18 protein-coding genes are annotated in these 17,119 nt (G+C 43.8%); 8 read left to right on the top strand and 10 right to left on the bottom strand.

Annotated features, from left to right (window positions below; all coding sequences use genetic code 11):
* Positions 1-85: 85 nt before the first annotated feature.
* Together ACPUEY_RS06440 and nth are read left to right on the top strand one after the other, a co-directional pair.
* On the top strand, positions 86-907 hold the full coding sequence (locus ACPUEY_RS06440) for an RnfABCDGE type electron transport complex subunit B (RefSeq protein ID WP_425121571.1): 822 nt from the start codon (positions 86-88) through the stop codon (positions 905-907).
* On the top strand, positions 907-1,602 hold the full coding sequence (nth, locus tag ACPUEY_RS06435) for an endonuclease III (protein WP_425121564.1): 696 nt from the start codon (positions 907-909) through the stop codon (positions 1,600-1,602). The genes ACPUEY_RS06440 and nth overlap by 1 nt, the downstream gene beginning before the upstream one ends.
* Before the next feature lie 28 nt (positions 1,603-1,630).
* On the opposite strand, the gene ACPUEY_RS06430 is transcribed toward nth, so the two are convergent.
* From ACPUEY_RS06430 to ACPUEY_RS06415, 4 genes are all read right to left on the bottom strand, one after another.
* Entirely contained in the window at positions 1,631-1,861 is a 231-nt protein-coding gene (locus tag ACPUEY_RS06430; protein WP_131273282.1) for a hypothetical protein, read from the bottom strand.
* Positions 1,862-1,944: 83 nt separating this feature from the next.
* Entirely contained in the window at positions 1,945-2,604 is a 660-nt protein-coding gene (adk, locus tag ACPUEY_RS06425) for an adenylate kinase (protein ID WP_092819948.1), read from the bottom strand.
* Between the two features lie 82 nt (positions 2,605-2,686).
* On the bottom strand, positions 2,687-4,003 hold the full coding sequence (locus ACPUEY_RS06420) for a hypothetical protein (RefSeq protein ID WP_425121563.1): 1,317 nt from the start codon (positions 4,001-4,003) through the stop codon (positions 2,687-2,689).
* A gap of 64 nt (positions 4,004-4,067) precedes the next feature.
* Positions 4,068-4,586 (bottom strand): hypothetical protein, encoded by a 519-nt coding sequence (locus ACPUEY_RS06415; protein WP_092819997.1) that lies wholly within the window; start codon positions 4,584-4,586, stop codon positions 4,068-4,070.
* Between the two features lie 237 nt (positions 4,587-4,823).
* Between ACPUEY_RS06415 and mrdA the strand changes: the two genes are divergently transcribed.
* Together mrdA and rsmD are read left to right on the top strand one after the other, a co-directional pair.
* Complete coding sequence (gene mrdA, locus ACPUEY_RS06410; protein WP_425121562.1) at positions 4,824-6,845, top strand: penicillin-binding protein 2; 2,022 nt, start codon at positions 4,824-4,826, stop codon at positions 6,843-6,845.
* Positions 6,846-6,848: 3 nt separating this feature from the next.
* The gene (gene rsmD / locus ACPUEY_RS06405) at positions 6,849-7,406 is read left to right on the top strand and encodes a 16S rRNA (guanine(966)-N(2))-methyltransferase RsmD (protein WP_425121561.1); all 558 of its coding nucleotides are present in this window, start codon (positions 6,849-6,851) and stop codon (positions 7,404-7,406) included.
* Positions 7,407-7,487: 81 nt separating this feature from the next.
* Here rsmD and ACPUEY_RS06400 read toward each other — a convergent pair whose 3' ends face one another.
* On the bottom strand, positions 7,488-7,694 hold the full coding sequence (locus ACPUEY_RS06400) for a hypothetical protein (protein ID WP_425121560.1): 207 nt from the start codon (positions 7,692-7,694) through the stop codon (positions 7,488-7,490).
* A 243-nt stretch (positions 7,695-7,937) separates the two neighbouring features.
* On the opposite strand from ACPUEY_RS06400, the gene ACPUEY_RS06395 reads away from it, so the two are divergent.
* Together ACPUEY_RS06395 and ACPUEY_RS06390 are read left to right on the top strand one after the other, a co-directional pair.
* Positions 7,938-8,672, top strand: a complete 735-nt coding sequence (locus ACPUEY_RS06395) for a sulfite exporter TauE/SafE family protein (RefSeq protein WP_425121559.1) — start codon at positions 7,938-7,940, stop codon at positions 8,670-8,672.
* A gap of 276 nt (positions 8,673-8,948) precedes the next feature.
* Positions 8,949-9,191, top strand: a complete 243-nt coding sequence (locus ACPUEY_RS06390; protein WP_425121558.1) for a hypothetical protein — start codon at positions 8,949-8,951, stop codon at positions 9,189-9,191.
* A gap of 118 nt (positions 9,192-9,309) precedes the next feature.
* Here the strand turns inward: ACPUEY_RS06390 and ACPUEY_RS06385 are convergent, their stop codons facing one another.
* Positions 9,310-9,897 (bottom strand): 1-acyl-sn-glycerol-3-phosphate acyltransferase, encoded by a 588-nt coding sequence (locus tag ACPUEY_RS06385; RefSeq protein ID WP_092819954.1) that lies wholly within the window; start codon positions 9,895-9,897, stop codon positions 9,310-9,312.
* Positions 9,898-10,195: 298 nt separating this feature from the next.
* Here ACPUEY_RS06385 and ACPUEY_RS06380 point away from each other — a divergent pair, with 298 nt between their 5' ends.
* The gene (locus tag ACPUEY_RS06380) at positions 10,196-10,690 is read left to right on the top strand and encodes a copper resistance protein NlpE (RefSeq protein WP_425121557.1); all 495 of its coding nucleotides are present in this window, start codon (positions 10,196-10,198) and stop codon (positions 10,688-10,690) included.
* A gap of 304 nt (positions 10,691-10,994) precedes the next feature.
* Here the strand turns inward: ACPUEY_RS06380 and groL are convergent, their stop codons facing one another.
* From groL to ACPUEY_RS06360, 4 genes are all read right to left on the bottom strand, one after another.
* The gene (gene groL, locus ACPUEY_RS06375; protein WP_092819956.1) at positions 10,995-12,629 is read right to left on the bottom strand and encodes a chaperonin GroEL; all 1,635 of its coding nucleotides are present in this window, start codon (positions 12,627-12,629) and stop codon (positions 10,995-10,997) included.
* Positions 12,630-12,699: 70 nt separating this feature from the next.
* On the bottom strand, positions 12,700-12,990 hold the full coding sequence (locus ACPUEY_RS06370; RefSeq protein WP_016167026.1) for a co-chaperone GroES: 291 nt from the start codon (positions 12,988-12,990) through the stop codon (positions 12,700-12,702).
* Between the two features lie 182 nt (positions 12,991-13,172).
* Positions 13,173-13,946 carry a metallophosphoesterase family protein gene (locus ACPUEY_RS06365; RefSeq protein WP_425121556.1) on the bottom strand — a complete coding sequence of 258 codons (774 nt, stop codon included), beginning with the start codon at positions 13,944-13,946 and terminating at the stop codon, positions 13,173-13,175.
* A complete protein-coding gene (locus ACPUEY_RS06360) occupies positions 13,927-14,865 on the bottom strand; it encodes a diacylglycerol/lipid kinase family protein (RefSeq protein WP_425121555.1) in 939 nt (312 codons plus the stop codon). Before ACPUEY_RS06360 ends, ACPUEY_RS06365 begins: the two co-directional genes overlap by 20 nt.
* A gap of 417 nt (positions 14,866-15,282) precedes the next feature.
* Here ACPUEY_RS06360 and ACPUEY_RS06355 point away from each other — a divergent pair, with 417 nt between their 5' ends.
* A complete protein-coding gene (locus tag ACPUEY_RS06355) occupies positions 15,283-17,115 on the top strand; it encodes a phosphoenolpyruvate carboxykinase (GTP) (RefSeq protein ID WP_425121554.1) in 1,833 nt (610 codons plus the stop codon).
* Positions 17,116-17,119 lie beyond the last annotated feature (4 nt).

Raw genomic sequence — 17,119 nt, 5'->3', positions numbered from 1 at the left:
ATTAATGCATTTTCAGTCCCATTTTTGCGCACAGGAATTCTATGTAAAAACATGCTAGTATTGCTCTCCAGCACATTGTTTCGCGCTGCTTGCCCAGCACTCCCGGTTATACATGAACACTCAAATTAGCTTGATTCAAAAAATTGACGCCCTGCTGCCGCAAACACAATGCGGACTTTGCGGCCATCGCGATGGATGCCTGCCTTATGCAAAAGCCATAAGTGAAGGTGAAGAGGCCAATAAATGTGTACCTGGCGGACAACCCGTAGCTGATGCTTTGGCTGAATTGCTGGGTCGCCCAAAACTCAAAGCGGAAGAAAGTGTCTGGCCAATTCAAAGTGATGGCCGTCCGCAACGCATGAAAGCCATTATTCGTGAAGACGAATGTATTGGTTGCACCAAGTGCATCAGCGCCTGCCCGGTTGATGCGATTATTGGTTCAGGCAAGCTCATGCATAGCATTTTGACTGACCTGTGTACCGGTTGCGAACTCTGTATTCCGCCCTGCCCGGTCGACTGTATTGACCTGGTAGAAGACAACCACGTCGTGCCTTCAGAAGAGGCTCGCATTGCTGAACAAACCGACCTGCGCAACCGTTATTACGCGCATATTCAGCGTGAAGAAAAACGGCGTATCAATCGTAAGGGTCCTGTGGTTCGTGCCAATATTGATACCGCCTTGTTTGCCCAATTTTCAGCGCAAAGTGATTTGGTTCCTGAAATTCAAGTTGCGGAAAAAACACCTATAGCTGTCGTGAGCCATGATGCCGCAACCACCATTCAACTGGCAAAAATCCGCACTCAAATCAAAAAATTAGAAAAACAGCTCAGTGTTCGTGAAGACCTTCAAAAACGTGCCCTGCTGGATGATTTGCAACAGCAGCTGATGGTTTTGGGAGCCTCATGATGGCCATTAAAAACATGACTCGAAAGCAGATTCAGATTTTTTTTGAACGCTTACGTGAGCAAAGACCCAGCCCTAAAACCGAACTGAATTACAGCAGCCCTTTTGAACTTTTAGTGGCCGTGACACTTTCGGCTCAAGCCACCGATGTCAGCGTGAATAAAGCCACGGACAAACTGTTTCCGGTGGCCAATACCCCTGAAGCCATTTATGCTTTGGGCGTTGAAGGGTTAAAAGAATATATCAAGACCATCGGCTTATATAACGCCAAAGCCGAGAATGTCATTAAAGCCTGCAAGATGCTGATTGAAAAACACAACAGTGTGGTGCCCAGCAATCGGGCTGATCTGGAAGCATTACCGGGTGTGGGACGTAAAACTGCAAATGTGGTGCTCAATACCGCCTTTGGTCATCCCACCATGGCAGTCGATACGCATATCTTTCGGGTAGGCAATCGTACCGGTCTGGCTATTGGCAAAAATGTGCTTGAAGTTGAGCATCGGCTGGTCAAAGTCATTCCCAAGGAATTTATTGTCGATGCCCATCATTGGCTGATTTTGCATGGTCGTTATACCTGTATTGCACGTAGGCCGAAATGCCATGAATGTGTGGTAGCGGATGTCTGCAACTGGCCAGATCGTTTCGAATTCGGTGCGGCACGTCGCATTGCGGTCAAAAACCTTGAAGCTGAGCTTTAAGTTCAGCCGGGTTGAATTAATCAGCCGTTTATTTATTTTTTTCTTGTTCAGCTTTTTCCTGGTCTCGTTTTTGTTGTTCTCGTCTTTGTTGGTCATGTTGCGCCTGTAATTTCGGGTGCAATTGACGCTGAGGTGCTTGAGCTGCATTTTCTGCCCGTTCCTGTTGGCGTACTTTTTTAAGCATCTTGAAACTGACATAGAACAAAGCAAACAATACTGCCAGAAATACGACCATTAACCCTAATACAGCAAATTTCACAGCAGTGTCCTTTTTGAGAGCATAATAAAAAGAGCCCTAATATGACTTAGGGCTCTTCGATTGTCAAAAGCATCGAAATACGATTATTTTGATTGGTCCAGAATAGCAAAAAGATCAGTTTGAACTTCTTCAATTGGACGCAGACCATTTAACTTGTCATAAGTCGGTGCATTTTCACCCGATGCTGCGCGACCTTGGTAGAAACCTACCAGCTGTTCAGTTTCAGTGTGATAAGAACCTAAACGTTTACGGATGGTTTCTTCCTGGTCATCAGGACGCTGAACCAGGTCTTCACCCGTTTCATCATCTTTACCTTCCACCTTAGGCGGATTGTAAACCACATGGTAAACACGGCCAGATGCCGGGTGCTGACGGCGACCAGAAAGACGTTTTACGATTTCTTCGTCTGGAACATCAATTTCAATCACGTGATCAATGTTGATGCCTTCATTTTCCAAAGCTTCTGCTTGAGGAATGGTGCGAGGGAAACCATCAAAAATGCAACCGTTTACACAATCAGGTTGAGCAATACGTTCTTTTACAAGACCGATGATAAGCTCGTCTGATACCAGACCACCGCTTTCCATCACGCTTTTAGCTTTAAGACCTAATTCAGTACCTTCACGAATTGCAGCACGGAGCATATCACCGGTTGAAATTTGTGGGACATTGTAGCGCTTACAGATCAACTGAGCTTGTGTACCTTTACCTGCTCCAGGTGGTCCGAGTAATATAATGCGCATAAAAAAACATCCTCATTTAACAAATATATGTGATGCGTTTGCATGACAAATCTCTCTATTCGTCATGTAGTCCAGCATCTAATTATAAGAAAGCCACAAACAAATGTATTGTACCCGCTATAAATCCGGTTACGCCACCCAAGACAATCAGAATCCATTCATCTTCCTGAAAGGCAGGACGTAACAGATTCTGAAACTCTCTTGGTGTCAACTCGCGAATACGGTCTCTAAACATTTGATAGATTTTCTGTGCACGGCTCGCATTAAAGGCCGGGTCGCATACAGGCACCATCGTAATTTCAATCGAGCGATCGATCAAGTCCGTCTTGAGTTTTGCATACTCTTTTGGTCCTAAAGACAGCTGCAAAGAGGTCCGAACAATCGGAGTTTCCATAATTTCGTTGATATGGCGTTTAACGATACGGCGAGTTTTATCTTTCTTCCCACCATACATCATCTCGGTCATAATGGATTTTAACGTAATCAGGTCTTCTGTGACCACTCGCGCAAAAACATCGGAAACTTCATCCTGACGTTTCATGAAGGCACCCTGGATATTATAGGTGCCAATACGCGGAATCACCGGTTTGATCCAAGGAAACTGGCGGTTTTCGGTGCGCGCAAAAAACTGCGGATAGCGAATATAATGCGGTTCCAGCGGATTAAACACCATCCAGATGGCAATCCAGTTGGTCAAAAAACCCCACACCGCTGCCCAGAAAGGAACCGTCCAGTGCCAAGGCACCACAAACCAGACAATCATCTGGAATATACCAAAGAACATTCCAATTAATGCACTGATATGCCAGATAAAGTTGATTTCCTTACGCCCCACCTTAAGAAACATGTTTACCATTAAACGGCGATCACCTTCCATTTGGCGCACCACCATTTCACGCATGTCCACAAGTGACTCGACGTTCATGGTCAGCTCGGTCACCAGCTCCCTTAAAATACCCGGCAGCTGTTTATGCGCTTGGGAATAGATACGGCGTTTAATCGAATACGGCAAGTTTTCCCAAAGTACGGCATTACGGTCAATCATCATTTCATCAATCAGATGTTCAAGTTCAAACCCGACCTGCTCACCGATGATCCGTGCCATATCTTCAGGATCCATGGCATCCAGAAATTCACGCAAAGAACCCAGTTTCGACAATGTATTGTCTGTGATAATCCCTGAAATGCGACCGGCTTTACGTGGCACAATCCCCTGCCAGCCCACAGGCAGCGGACCTACATGGAATCCCCAAAACGTCAGGGGATAAAATACCATTTTCAGCGCCATCCACACATGCGCCCAAGTTACAAAAGCTGTCACAGGAATGATGCTAAGTACTGCCCAGAAATCAGGGCGATTCAAGAAGGTTTGCCACAATTCGTTGACGTACTCAAACATGCACGATATCCATATTTAATTTTTTAATCACAAAATACTTAATTGTAAAAACTGACTATTTTCACTATATACCGACACTTAGAGTATAGGAAAATTGTAGCATGGGTTCTGTTTCTGCAATCACTTCGCCATATTGGTCCGTCATCTTTTCACCAGCGCCGATACCAATACTAAAACTGCTAATTCGTTCTTTACTAAGCAATACATAGGCCAAATCTACACCGGCTCCCAGTCTTGCTTCGTATTCATTATTGATGTGTTTGCTTTCAATATGTCCTGCATAGACACCCACGTAGTAACCGTTTTTATCTTTTCCGGTGAGATAGTAAGGATAACGAAACCCGACCTGAGCACCGGCATTATAGTCATCATTATAAAACACACCCGCTTTTGCATAAGCGATGCCATAAGGATTCACCCATTCTGCATTCAAATGAAGAAGCTTTTGGGTAAATCCAACCCCGACATTCCATGTTTTAGCACTGTCTGATGTCAATTTCGCTTCAGGTGAATATGGATTGTCTTGTGCATGAGCAATATTTGCCAGCGCAAAAAAAGCCAGCAAAGGATACACTTTTGTGATTATTTTCATCGTTGTCCCTAAATTTTATTTTTTAATACAGTCCTTTTTTTTGAATTTTGACTTTAGCAGAATTATCAGAACTCTTATATACTTCACTTTACAATTTTAATGTCTGTAAAGTCAAAGTTTAAGCTAAACCCGTCCACCAGTTCACCGGAACAAATATCAAAAAATGCTGACTTGCGTTAGAATGTGCCACCAGATTTTTTCACTCCCCTGTATGTAAGTCGATCGCGTATGAAGCAGCACTTTCCTTTAAAAAATGTTCAACAAGAAAAGCGCATTTATCGCAATCGGGTTTTTATCTCCATCGGGATCGTGGCTTTCTTTCTGCTCCTGCTTGTTGCCCGTTATGCCTATCTGCAAATCGTGCATTATAATGAATTTTCAACGGCTTCAGACCAGAACCGTATCCGCCTGCAGCCTTTGGCACCTGCGCGCGGCTATATCTATGACCGTAACGGTATTTTGCTGGCAGACAATTATCCGGTCTTTTCTGCAACCATGTCTCGGGCCGATGTGCAGGACATTGACGACACCGTAAAGCGCCTCACTCCCATTTTAAGCCTGACGCAAGAAGATATTGACCGTTTTAGCAGCCGCATCAAGACCTCTAAAAAAACCGAACGCGTATCGCTCAAATTAAATTTAAACGAAACCGATATTGCCAAATTTAGCGAAGTCAAATTTCAGTTTCCCGGGGTCAATATTGAAACCCAAATGACCCGCTATTATCCGCATGGCGACCTGTTTGCCCATGTAATCGGTTATGTGGGGCGTATTAACGACAAAGAATTAAAATCGATTGATAAAGACTTATATGCCGGCACCAACCTGATTGGTAAAATCGGGGTGGAGAAATCTTATGAAGATCTGTTGCATGGCTTGCCAGGCAATGAATCTGTCGAAGCCGATGCTCACGGTAACGTATTACGCAATTTAGGTCGTAAAGAGCCGGTACGCGGGAATGACTTGTACCTTTCCATTGACTATGGCTTGCAGGTCACAGCAACCGAGCAGCTGGCGGGTCGTCGTGGTGCCATTGTGGCGCTGAATCCGAAAACAGGGGAAATTCTGGCCCTGGTTTCCAGTCCAAGTTTTAACCCGAATTTATTTGTGACCGGGATTAGCAATACCGACTATAGCGCGCTACGGGACGACCTTGACCAGCCGCTGTATAACCGTGCTGTGCAAGGGGCCTATCCTCCAGGTTCAACCATTAAACCGATGTTTGGTTTAGGTGGGCTGCATTACAATATCGTGGATTGGAACACCGCCATTTCAGACCCCGGGTATTTTTCTTTACCCGGCGATTCGCATAAATTCCGTGATTGGCGCAAATCAGGTCATGGCACGGTCAATCTGCATAAAGCTCAAGTGGTTTCTTGTGATACCTATTATTATATTTTGGCCTACCGCATGGGCATTGAAAAAATGAATGCCTGGATGCGCCAATTTGGCTTTAGTGAAAAAACTGGCGTCGATTTACCTAGTGAAAGTACCGGTTTGTATCCAAACCCGGACTGGAAAATGCGGACCCGTAAGAGCAAATGGCTAAAAGGTGAAACCATTTCCGTCAGTATCGGACAAGGTGCCTTTACTGCAACGCCGCTGCAACTGGCCATGGCGACCGCGATTACGGCAAATCAGGGTGCGCATATTACCCCGCATGTACTGCGTGAAAGTCACGGCGCCAAACCTTTTCACATGCGTAATGCACCTGATGGCAAAATCCAGTTTAACGGCAAACCGGAAGACTGGATTAAAATGCGCGATGCCATGGTTGATGTCATCGAATCTGGTACAGGACGTGGCATCCGTACCCCGCTGTATCACATTGCAGGAAAAACCGGAACCGCACAGGTCAAGAGTATTGCCCAGGGCAAAAAATACAACGAAGCATTATTAACCGAGCGTCAACTTGACCATGGTTTATTTGTCGGTTTTGCCCCGGCCGAAAATCCTGAAATTGCGATTGCGGTCGTTTGGGAAAACGGTAAACACGGGGGCTCCGCAGCTCAGCTGGCTCGCCCTATGTTTGATTACTGGTTATATACCCGTAAAAAGAATCCAATCCTTCCGGCAGCGCATCAAATTAGTGGCGGCTTAATGACTGCCGGCATCAAACCGGGTGAATTGCCAAGTGGCACGGTACCCGCAGGCACGGCGATCAATACTCAGACCAGTGCAACAGCAGCGCCACAGCAGGTTCCACAAGCTGCCTCAGGTGCACAACCCGCAGAAGCTGAAGGTGAATGATCTATGAAAAATCAACTCCGTATTATTGGTGGTGAATGGAAACGCCGTCAGCTTCCTTTTGCCAGTATTGAAGGCTTACGCCCTACCCCCGACCGTGTCCGTGAAACTTTGTTTAACTGGCTGATGTGGGATATTCAAAATGCACAGGTTCTCGATATCTGTGCCGGCTCAGGCGCCTTAAGTTTTGAAGCATTATCACGTGGTGCAGCACAGGTGGTCATGATTGAACCGAATCGCACTCAGGCTGCTTTTTTGACAGATAATTTGCAGTTGCTGAAAGTGACCAGCCAACATGCCAAACTGAAAGTCGCCACGGCACAGCAAACCCTACCCACCCTGAAACAATCTTTTGACCTGGTTTTTTTAGATCCGCCTTATAGTCTGGATTTATGGGAAGAACTTGCCCGGCTTGCTGACCCGCTGATTAAAGACCGTGCATTTATCTATGTTGAGGCCGATCGCGAGTTAAACCAGCTTAAACTCCCCGCTTCCTGGCAACAGATTAAACAAAGCAAGGCGGGAACTGTCCGTGCAGGACTGTATCAAAAAAATGCATCCTGATTAAAAATAAAAAAAGGATTCCTGAATGGAATCCTTTTTTGTCAAATGAAGTCAGTCAATTTAAGATCGATAATAAATCGATTAACGACCATAACGCCAGTCCCGGTCATCTCTATCATGATCCCAGTCCCGACGGTCTTTGTTGCCCCAGTCCCGGTCACCATGATGGTGTCGGTCATAGTGTCCGTTACGGTCTCGATGATCATCATAATCATCATCATAAGGATCTAGGACACAGCCAGTTAATGACACTGCCAATACAGAAAGCAAGAGCACTTTTTTCATCATTTTCGTCACCTCTTTACGGCGTATTCTCAGTATTAGCGGGTTTGATGAAGAGCGATAGGATTGCGTGTTAGATTCTTGTAGCCATTTATGTATTTTTTTATTCACAGGAACAATTTCTGTAATGAAAGCTGAAGCGGCGTTATACAAAGTTCTCCTTAGATTTGCAGAAATACTGCTAAATAGGGGCTTGGTTTTTTGGCTTATGTTTTTAATACTACTGACTTTTCGTCTGTACCTATTTCTATGACCTGGTTGTTATTTATTGTTGGGGCCATGGTCGCAGGTTTTGTGCAGGGACTGACCGGCTTTGCCTTTGCCTTAATCGCCATGTCATTCTGGGTGTGGGCGCTGCCTCCGCAAATTGCTGCGCCCCTGGTGGTCTTTGCTTCGGTATGGAGCCATATCATTTCGTTGTCCAATGAACAGAAGCATCCACATCTGAACAAAACCCTGGTATTGCCTTATTTGATTGCCGGGCTGATTGGCGTACCTTTAGGCACCTATTTGCTGCATATTATTCAGCCCGAAACCTTTAAAGTGGTTTTAGGCATTTTTTTGCTGTTGTGGTGCCCGGTGATGTTTTTCAGTCCGGCATTTCCACGGCTGCAACAGTCGGGAAAACTGGCAGATAGCCTGGTAGGATTTCTCGGTGGAATTCTGGGTGGTTTAGGCGGTTTTTGCGGTTCATTGCCATCTGCCTGGGTCATGCTGAAAAATCTATCCAAACAGCAACAGCGTTACGTTTTACGACACTTTAATTTTGGCATTCAGCTATTTACGCTACTGGCCTATTTACTGCAAGGCACGCTTGTCATCCAGCTCTGGCCTTATATGGCAATTTTGCTGATCAGCGTCAGTTTTCCCGCCATTCTAGGGGCAAAATTATTTTATAAAATTTCGGAAACCCAATTTAAGCATACAGTTTTAAGCCTTTTATTTGCTTCCGGCGGCTTCCTGATTTTCAATACACTGCTGTAAGGTTGATTTCTGGTTTACACAAATCACTTACATATGTTGAGATATTGCAGGTCTATTGATCCATAACAACTGATCAAACGCCCCATAAATCTCATTTAAACAAAAAATGCCCAATCAGTCGGACAGATCAAATTTATCGGCAGGAAAACTTTATACAATAACTTAATCCCACCATCAATTTTCCTAGAAATGAGAACCTTGATTTTATTAGCAGGAATAATTCTACTCTCTGGCTGCTCTCTCGGCACTTCTCGCGAGCTTAAACATGCAGAAAAAATGCTTGCAGATTTTCAGTGCAATAAAATTGAAAGTGCACAAATGGCGCATAGTTCGATTACCTCTTATCATGAACAGGCACTTACCTCTAGCCGCCAGAAAGCCGAATCTTATATCAAGAGTTATAAAGATGGAGATGAGTTATTTAATCTGCCATTAACAGAAGTCATTGAGGAACAATATTATATTTATCAGGAAGCTTGCCAGCATTTAGGCGGGATTAGTCCGGCACAAAATCAATAATTTTTTAAGCAAAAAGTCAAACCCCATACTTACTGAGCCATCATATGCAGCGAGCCAAGATTTGCTATCTGCATCTCTTGGCTTCGCTTAAAAATGACAATGAACTCGGTTTTTCCAGTTAGGTTTCAGGGTAATAACGTGTATCCACGCTAAACTGTTCTGGAAATTTGGCATGAATTTGTGCATAAAAAGCCATAATTTCAGCCATATCTTTTTCATAGTCGCCCGTAGGATAAACAATTTTACCCACCCCGGTTTTCTTCTTGGCATAATCCATATAAGCCAATGCGATGGGCACCCCGGCATTGATTGCCACATGGTAGAAACCGGTTTTCCATTGTTCCTGTTTGGCACGCGTTGCTTCCGGTGTGACCAGCATCACCAGTTTTGGATGGGTTTTAAATAAATCCGACATCACTTGAACCATGCTTGGACGTGGTTCCCCTTCTTTTTTGGCTGTGCGGTCAATCCCGATTCCGCCCATTGCACGTACAAATGGACCAAAAGGAAATTTCATATAACTGTCTTTAATGGTAATACGGACGTTGACGCCTAAGGCCTTGAGTGCCAGACGTGCATATAAGGCATCCCAGTTGCTGGTGTGCGGTGCAGCAATCATGACACATTGATCCAAGTCAAGTGGCCAATGATTATCGATTTCCCAGCCCATCATTTTTAAACCTTGTTCAGCTAATTTTTCAAACACTTGCCGCACCGACACCTATATAAAGTGCGCAGATTTTAACAAGGTGGCTGAAATATAAAAGTGCAATATGACCAATAATTAATCAATTAATATATAAATGTATAACTTTAGAGTTCAAATAAAATAGGTAAAGTTGCCGTTTTATTTTTGCCGAAATTTTAGCTTGGCAAGCTTACACCCAAGTTGCCTATTCAAATCCATACAAAATAGATATAACAAAGCCATAACAAGATGAACATTTAATTGATCTGCATTTTTACGTATTTTTTAAAGCTCTATGAGCCAAAAGGACAATATCGTGAAAAAAATAATATTCATCCTGTCATTAACGACTCTGGCTTTAGCTGGGTGCAGCAAACCCAAAACCGATACTCATGACAGCAATACAGCACCTGATCAGCCCATGACTCAAACCACCCCATCAGCCGCCACCACCGCTCAACCCACCTCAGCTATAAGCGATACGGCAGAAACATCTCTGGATTGGCCTGGTGTATATAAAGGGGTTTTACCCTGCGCCGACTGCGAAGGTATTGAAACCGAACTGGAATTAAAGGCAGATAAAACCTATGAATTGACCCAGGAATACTTGGGTAAAGGAAAAGACAATGAATTCAAGGTAAAAGGAAGGTTTAGCTTTGATGCTAATCAACCCTCCATGATTAGCCTGGACCAAGCGGGAGAAAATCGTAATTTTTTTGTCGGTGAAAACTTTGTTGAAGCACGTGATATAAAATCTGGAAAAGTTATTGATTCTAAAATGAATTATAAATTACAAAAAAATCTTAAATAATTTCTATTTAAACCTTTGTCTTTAGGCACTTAAAAAAGTCTGAAAATTAAAAACGACAAATATGCAAATGAAGATAGAGAATCAGAAACTTATACGCGATGGAATGGCATTCATGACTCAATCAGCATCTATAACTACAGATAGATACATCAGAATACCTGGTTTTTGTTGATGGCTTAAGAAATTTCAGCTTTGACGTATATGATCAGGATGAACTCGAACTTTCATTCATCAGTTGAATGGAAAGTGAATAAAAAATCCCCGCAAAAGCGGGGATTTTTTAAGATCAAATGATCAGTATGAATTACATCATACCGCCCATTCCACCCATGCCGCCCATATCAGGCATAGCAGGTTTATCTTCAGGGATATCTGTGATCATGCATTCAGTGGTTAGCATTAAAGCAGCTACAGATGCAGCATGCTCAAGTGCAGAACGGGTTACTTTTGCAGGGTCAAGAATACCCATCTCAAGCATATCGCCATATTCACCAGTTGCAGCGTTATAACCGAAGTTGCCTTCGCCATTTTTCACAGCATTGATGACTACAGATGGTTCGTCGCCCGCATTCGCTACGATTTGACGAAGTGGCGCTTCAATCGCACGACGTAAAATGTTGATACCTACATTCTGGTCATCATTACCGCCTGTCACACCTTCAAGTGCTTTAGCAGCACGTACCAGTGCAACACCACCACCAGCAACTACACCTTCTTCAACCGCAGCGCGAGTTGCATGAAGCGCATCGTCTACACGGTCTTTTTTCTCTTTCATTTCAACTTCAGTTGCTGCACCAATTTTGATGACCGCAACACCGCCAGCCAATTTAGCAACGCGTTCTTGAAGTTTTTCTTTGTCATATTCAGAAGTCGATTCTTCAATTTGCGCACGGATTTGTTGAACACGTTCAGCAATCTGGTTCGCATCGCCAGCACCGTCTACAATCACGGTGTTTTCTTTAGAAACCGTGATTTTATGTGCAGTACCCAAGTCTTGAAGTGTCGCTTGCTCTAAAGACATGCCCACTTCTTCAGAGATCACAGTCGCACCAGTCAAGATTGCGATATCTTGCAGCATTGCTTTACGACGGTCACCGAAACCAGGTGCTTTCACCGCACATACTTTAATGATGCCACGCATGTTGTTCACAACTAGAGTTGCCAACGCTTCGCCTTCAACATCTTCAGCAATAATAAGAAGCGGCTTGCCAGTTTTAGCAACAGCTTCAAGTACAGTAATCAATTCGCGGATGTTGCTGATTTTTTTGTCTACAAGAAGAATGAACGGATTTTCAAGTTCAGCTGTTAACGTATCTTGTTTGTTGGCGAAGTACGGCGAGATATAACCGCGGTCAAACTGCATACCTTCAACTACGTCTAAAGCGTCTTCGAAGCCTGAACCTTCTTCAACAGTAATTACGCCTTCTTTGCCCACGCGTTCCATAGCTTGTGCAATCAGTTTACCCACTGTTTCATCAGAGTTGGCAGAGATTGAACCCACTTGTTCAATGGCTTTAGTATCAGAAGCAGGTTTTGCAGTAGCTTTAATGTTTTCAACTACAGCTTTTACTGCAAGGTCGATACCGCGTTTCAAGTCCATCGGGTTCATACCCGCAGTCACTGACTTGATCCCTTCGTTCAGGATTGCTTGAGCCAATACAGTTGCAGTTGTTGTACCGTCACCTGCGATGTCATTAGTTTTTGAAGATACTTCACGAACCAGTTGCGCACCCATGTTCTCAAATTTGTCTGCCAGTGAAATTTCTTTCGCTACAGTTACACCATCTTTAGTGATGTGTGGTGCACCAAAAGAACGGTCGATCACAACGTTACGGCCTTTAGGACCTAAAGTCACTTTTACCGCATCTGCAAGTACGTTTACACCTGCAATCATTTTAGCGCGAGCTGAATCACCAAATTTTACGTCTTTAGCTGACATGGTTTACTCCAAATATTTTAATTTTCAATAAGCTGAATAAATAATCAGGTCTGAATTTTCCGGCTCAGGATTAACCTTCAAGCACAGCTAAAATGTCAGACTCTTTCATAATAAGAAGTTCTTCGCCTTGTACTTTTACCGTTGTACCTGCATAAGTACCAAACAATACTTTGTCGCCAACTTTTACATCTAAAGCACGCACACCGTTGTCAGTAATCTGGCCATTGCCTACTGCAATGATTTCACCTTGAGCCGGTTTTTCAGCAGCAGAACCTGGAAGCAAAATACCGCCAGCAGTTTTAGTTTCTTCTTCAACACGACGAATAACTACGCGATCATGTAATGGACGAATGTTGCTCATTGGAAACTCCATCAGACTAAGTCTTTTATTAGTGAAGTAATGATGACTTTGTTATTCCATCGGTCATCATCAAATAATTTCGATGACACTTTTGTGGGGATGGAAAAAAACGCTTCAAGGGGCAAGCAAAAAAAAATTGCTGTTTTTTGTATTTTTTTTATTCAAATCCGATATTTCTTCTTTTAATCGGCATTTTCTTCTTTTAATACAAATTCTTTTTGCTGATTGTTAAAATAATAATGCTCCACATCGCCATTGGAATAAATCAAATTCAAACTGTTTGGCAAACCACGATGCAAACGGTAGGAAATTGCAGTTCCAGCATGAATGTCCAGCACCGGATGGTCTGCCCCCAAATGGTAAATCTGGTTCAGGTCATACACCGCCGACTGATGCAGATGACCATGCAACAGGCCATTTAAACCACTTTGACTCCACGATTCTAAAGCCATACGCCCCAGCATTGGACAGTCCTTGATGCCATGCGGATTATCCGGAGGCGTATAAAATGGTTGGTGCGCAACGATGAGTTTGATTTTATGCCTGGGAGCCATCATCAGCCTTTGATCAATTTGCTGAATTTGCTCCAGGGAAATATGCCCGCGAGTGTGATAGCGCCGCCGAATACTATTCACGCCAATCAGGTAAAAATGCTTGGTTTCCAGTACCGTTTCCATATGGCCAAAGAAAATTTTATAGCGGGTAAAGGGACTGAATATCCGGTTCCAGACATGGTACAAGGGAATATCATGATTACCCGGCACCACCAGATAAGGCAGATTTAAACTTTCCACAAACTGTTTGCAGTCATAAAACTGCTTGTAACGGGCGCGCTGGGTTAAATCCCCGCTGACCACCACGGCCTCCAACGGGTGTTGCTGACAAAACAGGCGAATTGCCGCCATACAGGCCGGTTTTTCCGTACCAAAATGCAAATCAGACAGATGTAGAATCATAAGGAACCATTATTTTCAATGCATGCTTGCGTACTGAAATCTGAAGCGGAGGCTGCATTTCCACAATCTCACCATCCAGTGCCAGGGTCAGTTTTTTGGCTTTGGAATGTATTTGCACCTTGTCGGCGGAAAAGCTATATACCTCGGGCGTATGATCAAGCTTGCCGCGGATCAATTGCCATAAGATTTTAAACAAGGTGGGTTTATCGCTTTTCGCCACTATCACCCCCACGACCTTTCCCAATTCAGCACATTTGGCAATGCGTAAATTCATCTCTGCAAGTTGCAGCTGATTATTACCAAAAAAAATCAGCGGCGTTTTGACGGGATATTTTTTACCGTCAATTTCCACTTCAAGTTTCAGCTCTTTGCGATCACGAATCAGCACATCCAGCGCTGAAGTATAGGCATGTAGAGCAAACCGCCCAAAACGCCGGTTATAGAGTTCACGCCTTTGTATGAATAAAGGATAAAGCCCCAAACTGGCGTTGTTCAAATAGATATGATCATTGATTTGCGCCACATGGACTTCACGGATCTTCCCGGTCGCTATAACATCGGCCGCTTTGAGCAAATCCAGCGGAATATGCAGTAGACGGGCAACATAATTAAAGGTTCCCAGAGGAAAAACTCCCATGGGAATCTCGGTACCGATCAGTTTGGTTGCCACCGTATTGAGTGTACCGTCTCCACCCGCAGCCACCACAACACCAATTTCTTCGGCCTGTTGATGACGTTCGATTATTTTGTCCATAAAACTGTTAAAATCTGCTTCTGCACTGATTTCAAAAGCCTGGATTTCATAGCCATAGGCTGTTAAATTTGTCATAAGCTGTTCATAGATTTCATCTTTATTGGCTGCATGAAATCCCGATTTTTCATTATAGATAAGCGATAAAGGCTTGGCAGAAACTGACATTTTCCATACTTCTTTGAAGTAATTGCTCTAATTTTGTCCAAATTATCAACAATTGAAAGCATCTTTATGTAAAATTCGAATTACCACCATTTATTAAATCAATAACAATTGCCACCCAAATACCCCAGATAACTAATTGTTTTTAAAAAACATAATTTAAATAAATTATACCCATAAAGTTAATAAATGGATTAATTAATAAACACACTACATCATAACTTATTGTTTTTTATTACATAAAAATAGAAACATATAATATTCCAATCTATTTCAGCTACTTCTTTAGTCTTATTTTTTTCACGATTTTATGCTTTAATACAGCCACTTTTTTTTTATATTTTCTTCCGGGCGATGTATCCCATTGTCCGGATTGTACTTTGTACATTTGAATCGTACATATTTGAGATAGGCCTCACCATGACCCAAGTGAACGCACCAGAATTCGTTCGTCACCCTAAGCTTATTGCATGGGTGGAAGAGATTGCTAAATTAACAAAACCGGCAAAAATTGAATGGTGTGACGGTAGCGCAGAAGAATATCAACGTCTTATTGACTTGATGATCGCTAACGGCACTATGCAAGCGCTGAACCAAGAAAAACATCCTGGTTCTTACTTGGCAAATTCTGATCCTTCTGACGTTGCTCGTGTTGAAGGTCGCACATTTATCTGTTCAGAAAAAAAAGAAGACGCAGGTGCGACAAACAACTGGGAAGCGCCTGCCGAAATGCGCGATCGCCTGAACGGTTTGTTTGACGGTTCAATGAAAGGCCGTACTATGTACGTGGTTCCTTTCTCTATGGGTCCTTTAGGTTCTCATATTGCCCACATCGGTATTGAAATCACTGACTCTCCTTACGTTGCAGTCAGCATGGCCAAAATGGCTCGTATGGGTAAAGCGGTTTATGAAGTACTGGGTACTGACGGCGAATTCGTTCCATGTGTACACACTGTTGGCGCGCCGCTTGAAGAAGGTCAAAAAGACGTTGCTTGGCCATGCAACCCAGAAAAATACATCGTGCATTACCCAGAAACCCGTGAAATCTGGTCATTCGGTTCTGGCTACGGCGGTAACGCATTGCTTGGTAAAAAATGCCTGGCTTTACGTATCGCTTCTTCGATGGGTCGTCAACAAGGCTGGTTAGCTGAACACATGCTGATCCTTGGCGTGACCAATCCACAAGGCGAAAAACACTACATCGCTGCTGCATTCCCTTCTGCTTGTGGTAAAACCAACTTCGCAATGTTGATTCCACCAGCAGGTTACGAAGGCTGGAAAATTGAAACTGTAGGTGACGATATTGCCTGGATCAAACCGGGTGAAGACGGTCGCTTATATGCCATCAACCCTGAAGCTGGTTTCTTCGGTGTAGCGCCTGGTACCAATACCAAGACTAACCCGAACTGTATGGCGACATTAGCGAAAGATGTTATCTATACCAACGTTGCTGTAACTGACAACGGTGAAGTATGGTGGGAAGGTCTGACTAAAGAAGCTCCTGCTAACCTGACCAACTGGAAAGGTCAACCACACACTGGCGCAGAGAAAGCAGCACATCCAAATGCTCGTTTCACCGTTGCTGCGGGTCAATGTCCTTCTATTGATGCTGACTGGGAAAATCCGGCAGGTGTTCCAATTTCTGCGTTCATCTTCGGTGGTCGCCGTGCAGATACAGTGCCTTTAGTTTCTGAAGCATTCGACTGGGTTGATGGCGTATATAAAGCTGCAACCATGGGTTCTGAAACGACTGCCGCTGCTGTAGGCCAACAAGGTGTGGTACGTCGCGATCCATTCGCAATGCTTCCATTCGCAGGTTACAACATGGCTGACTACTTCGCTCACTGGTTAGAAATGGGTGAAAAAGTTGGCGAGAAAGCTGCTGCTGCCGGCAACAAGCTGCCTGGTATCTACAACGTGAACTGGTTCCGTCGTGATGCTGAAGGCAACTTCGTATGGCCTGGCTTCGGTCAAAACATGCGTGTTCTTGAGTGGATTATTGACCGTTGTGAAGGTCGTGCAACAGCAGTTGACACACCAATCGGTCGCGTTCCAACTTACGAGCAGCTGAACTGGACTGGTTCTGACTTCACTAAAGAACAATTCGAGCTTGTCACTTCTCAAGACAAAGATCAATGGATCAAAGAACTTGAAAGCCACACTGAATTGTTCAACAAACTTGGTGAGCGCTTACCAGCTGCACTTAAAGCACGTCAAAACGAGCTTTTAGAAGCTGTAAAAAAATCTGCTTAATCAG

It is taken from the genome of Acinetobacter sp. G11, from assembly GCF_049808495.1.
Classification (GTDB): domain Bacteria; phylum Pseudomonadota; class Gammaproteobacteria; order Pseudomonadales; family Moraxellaceae; genus Acinetobacter; species Acinetobacter kookii.
The sequence above is the reverse complement of the archived record's forward strand: the minus strand, read 5'-3'. Positions and strand labels throughout refer to the sequence as shown.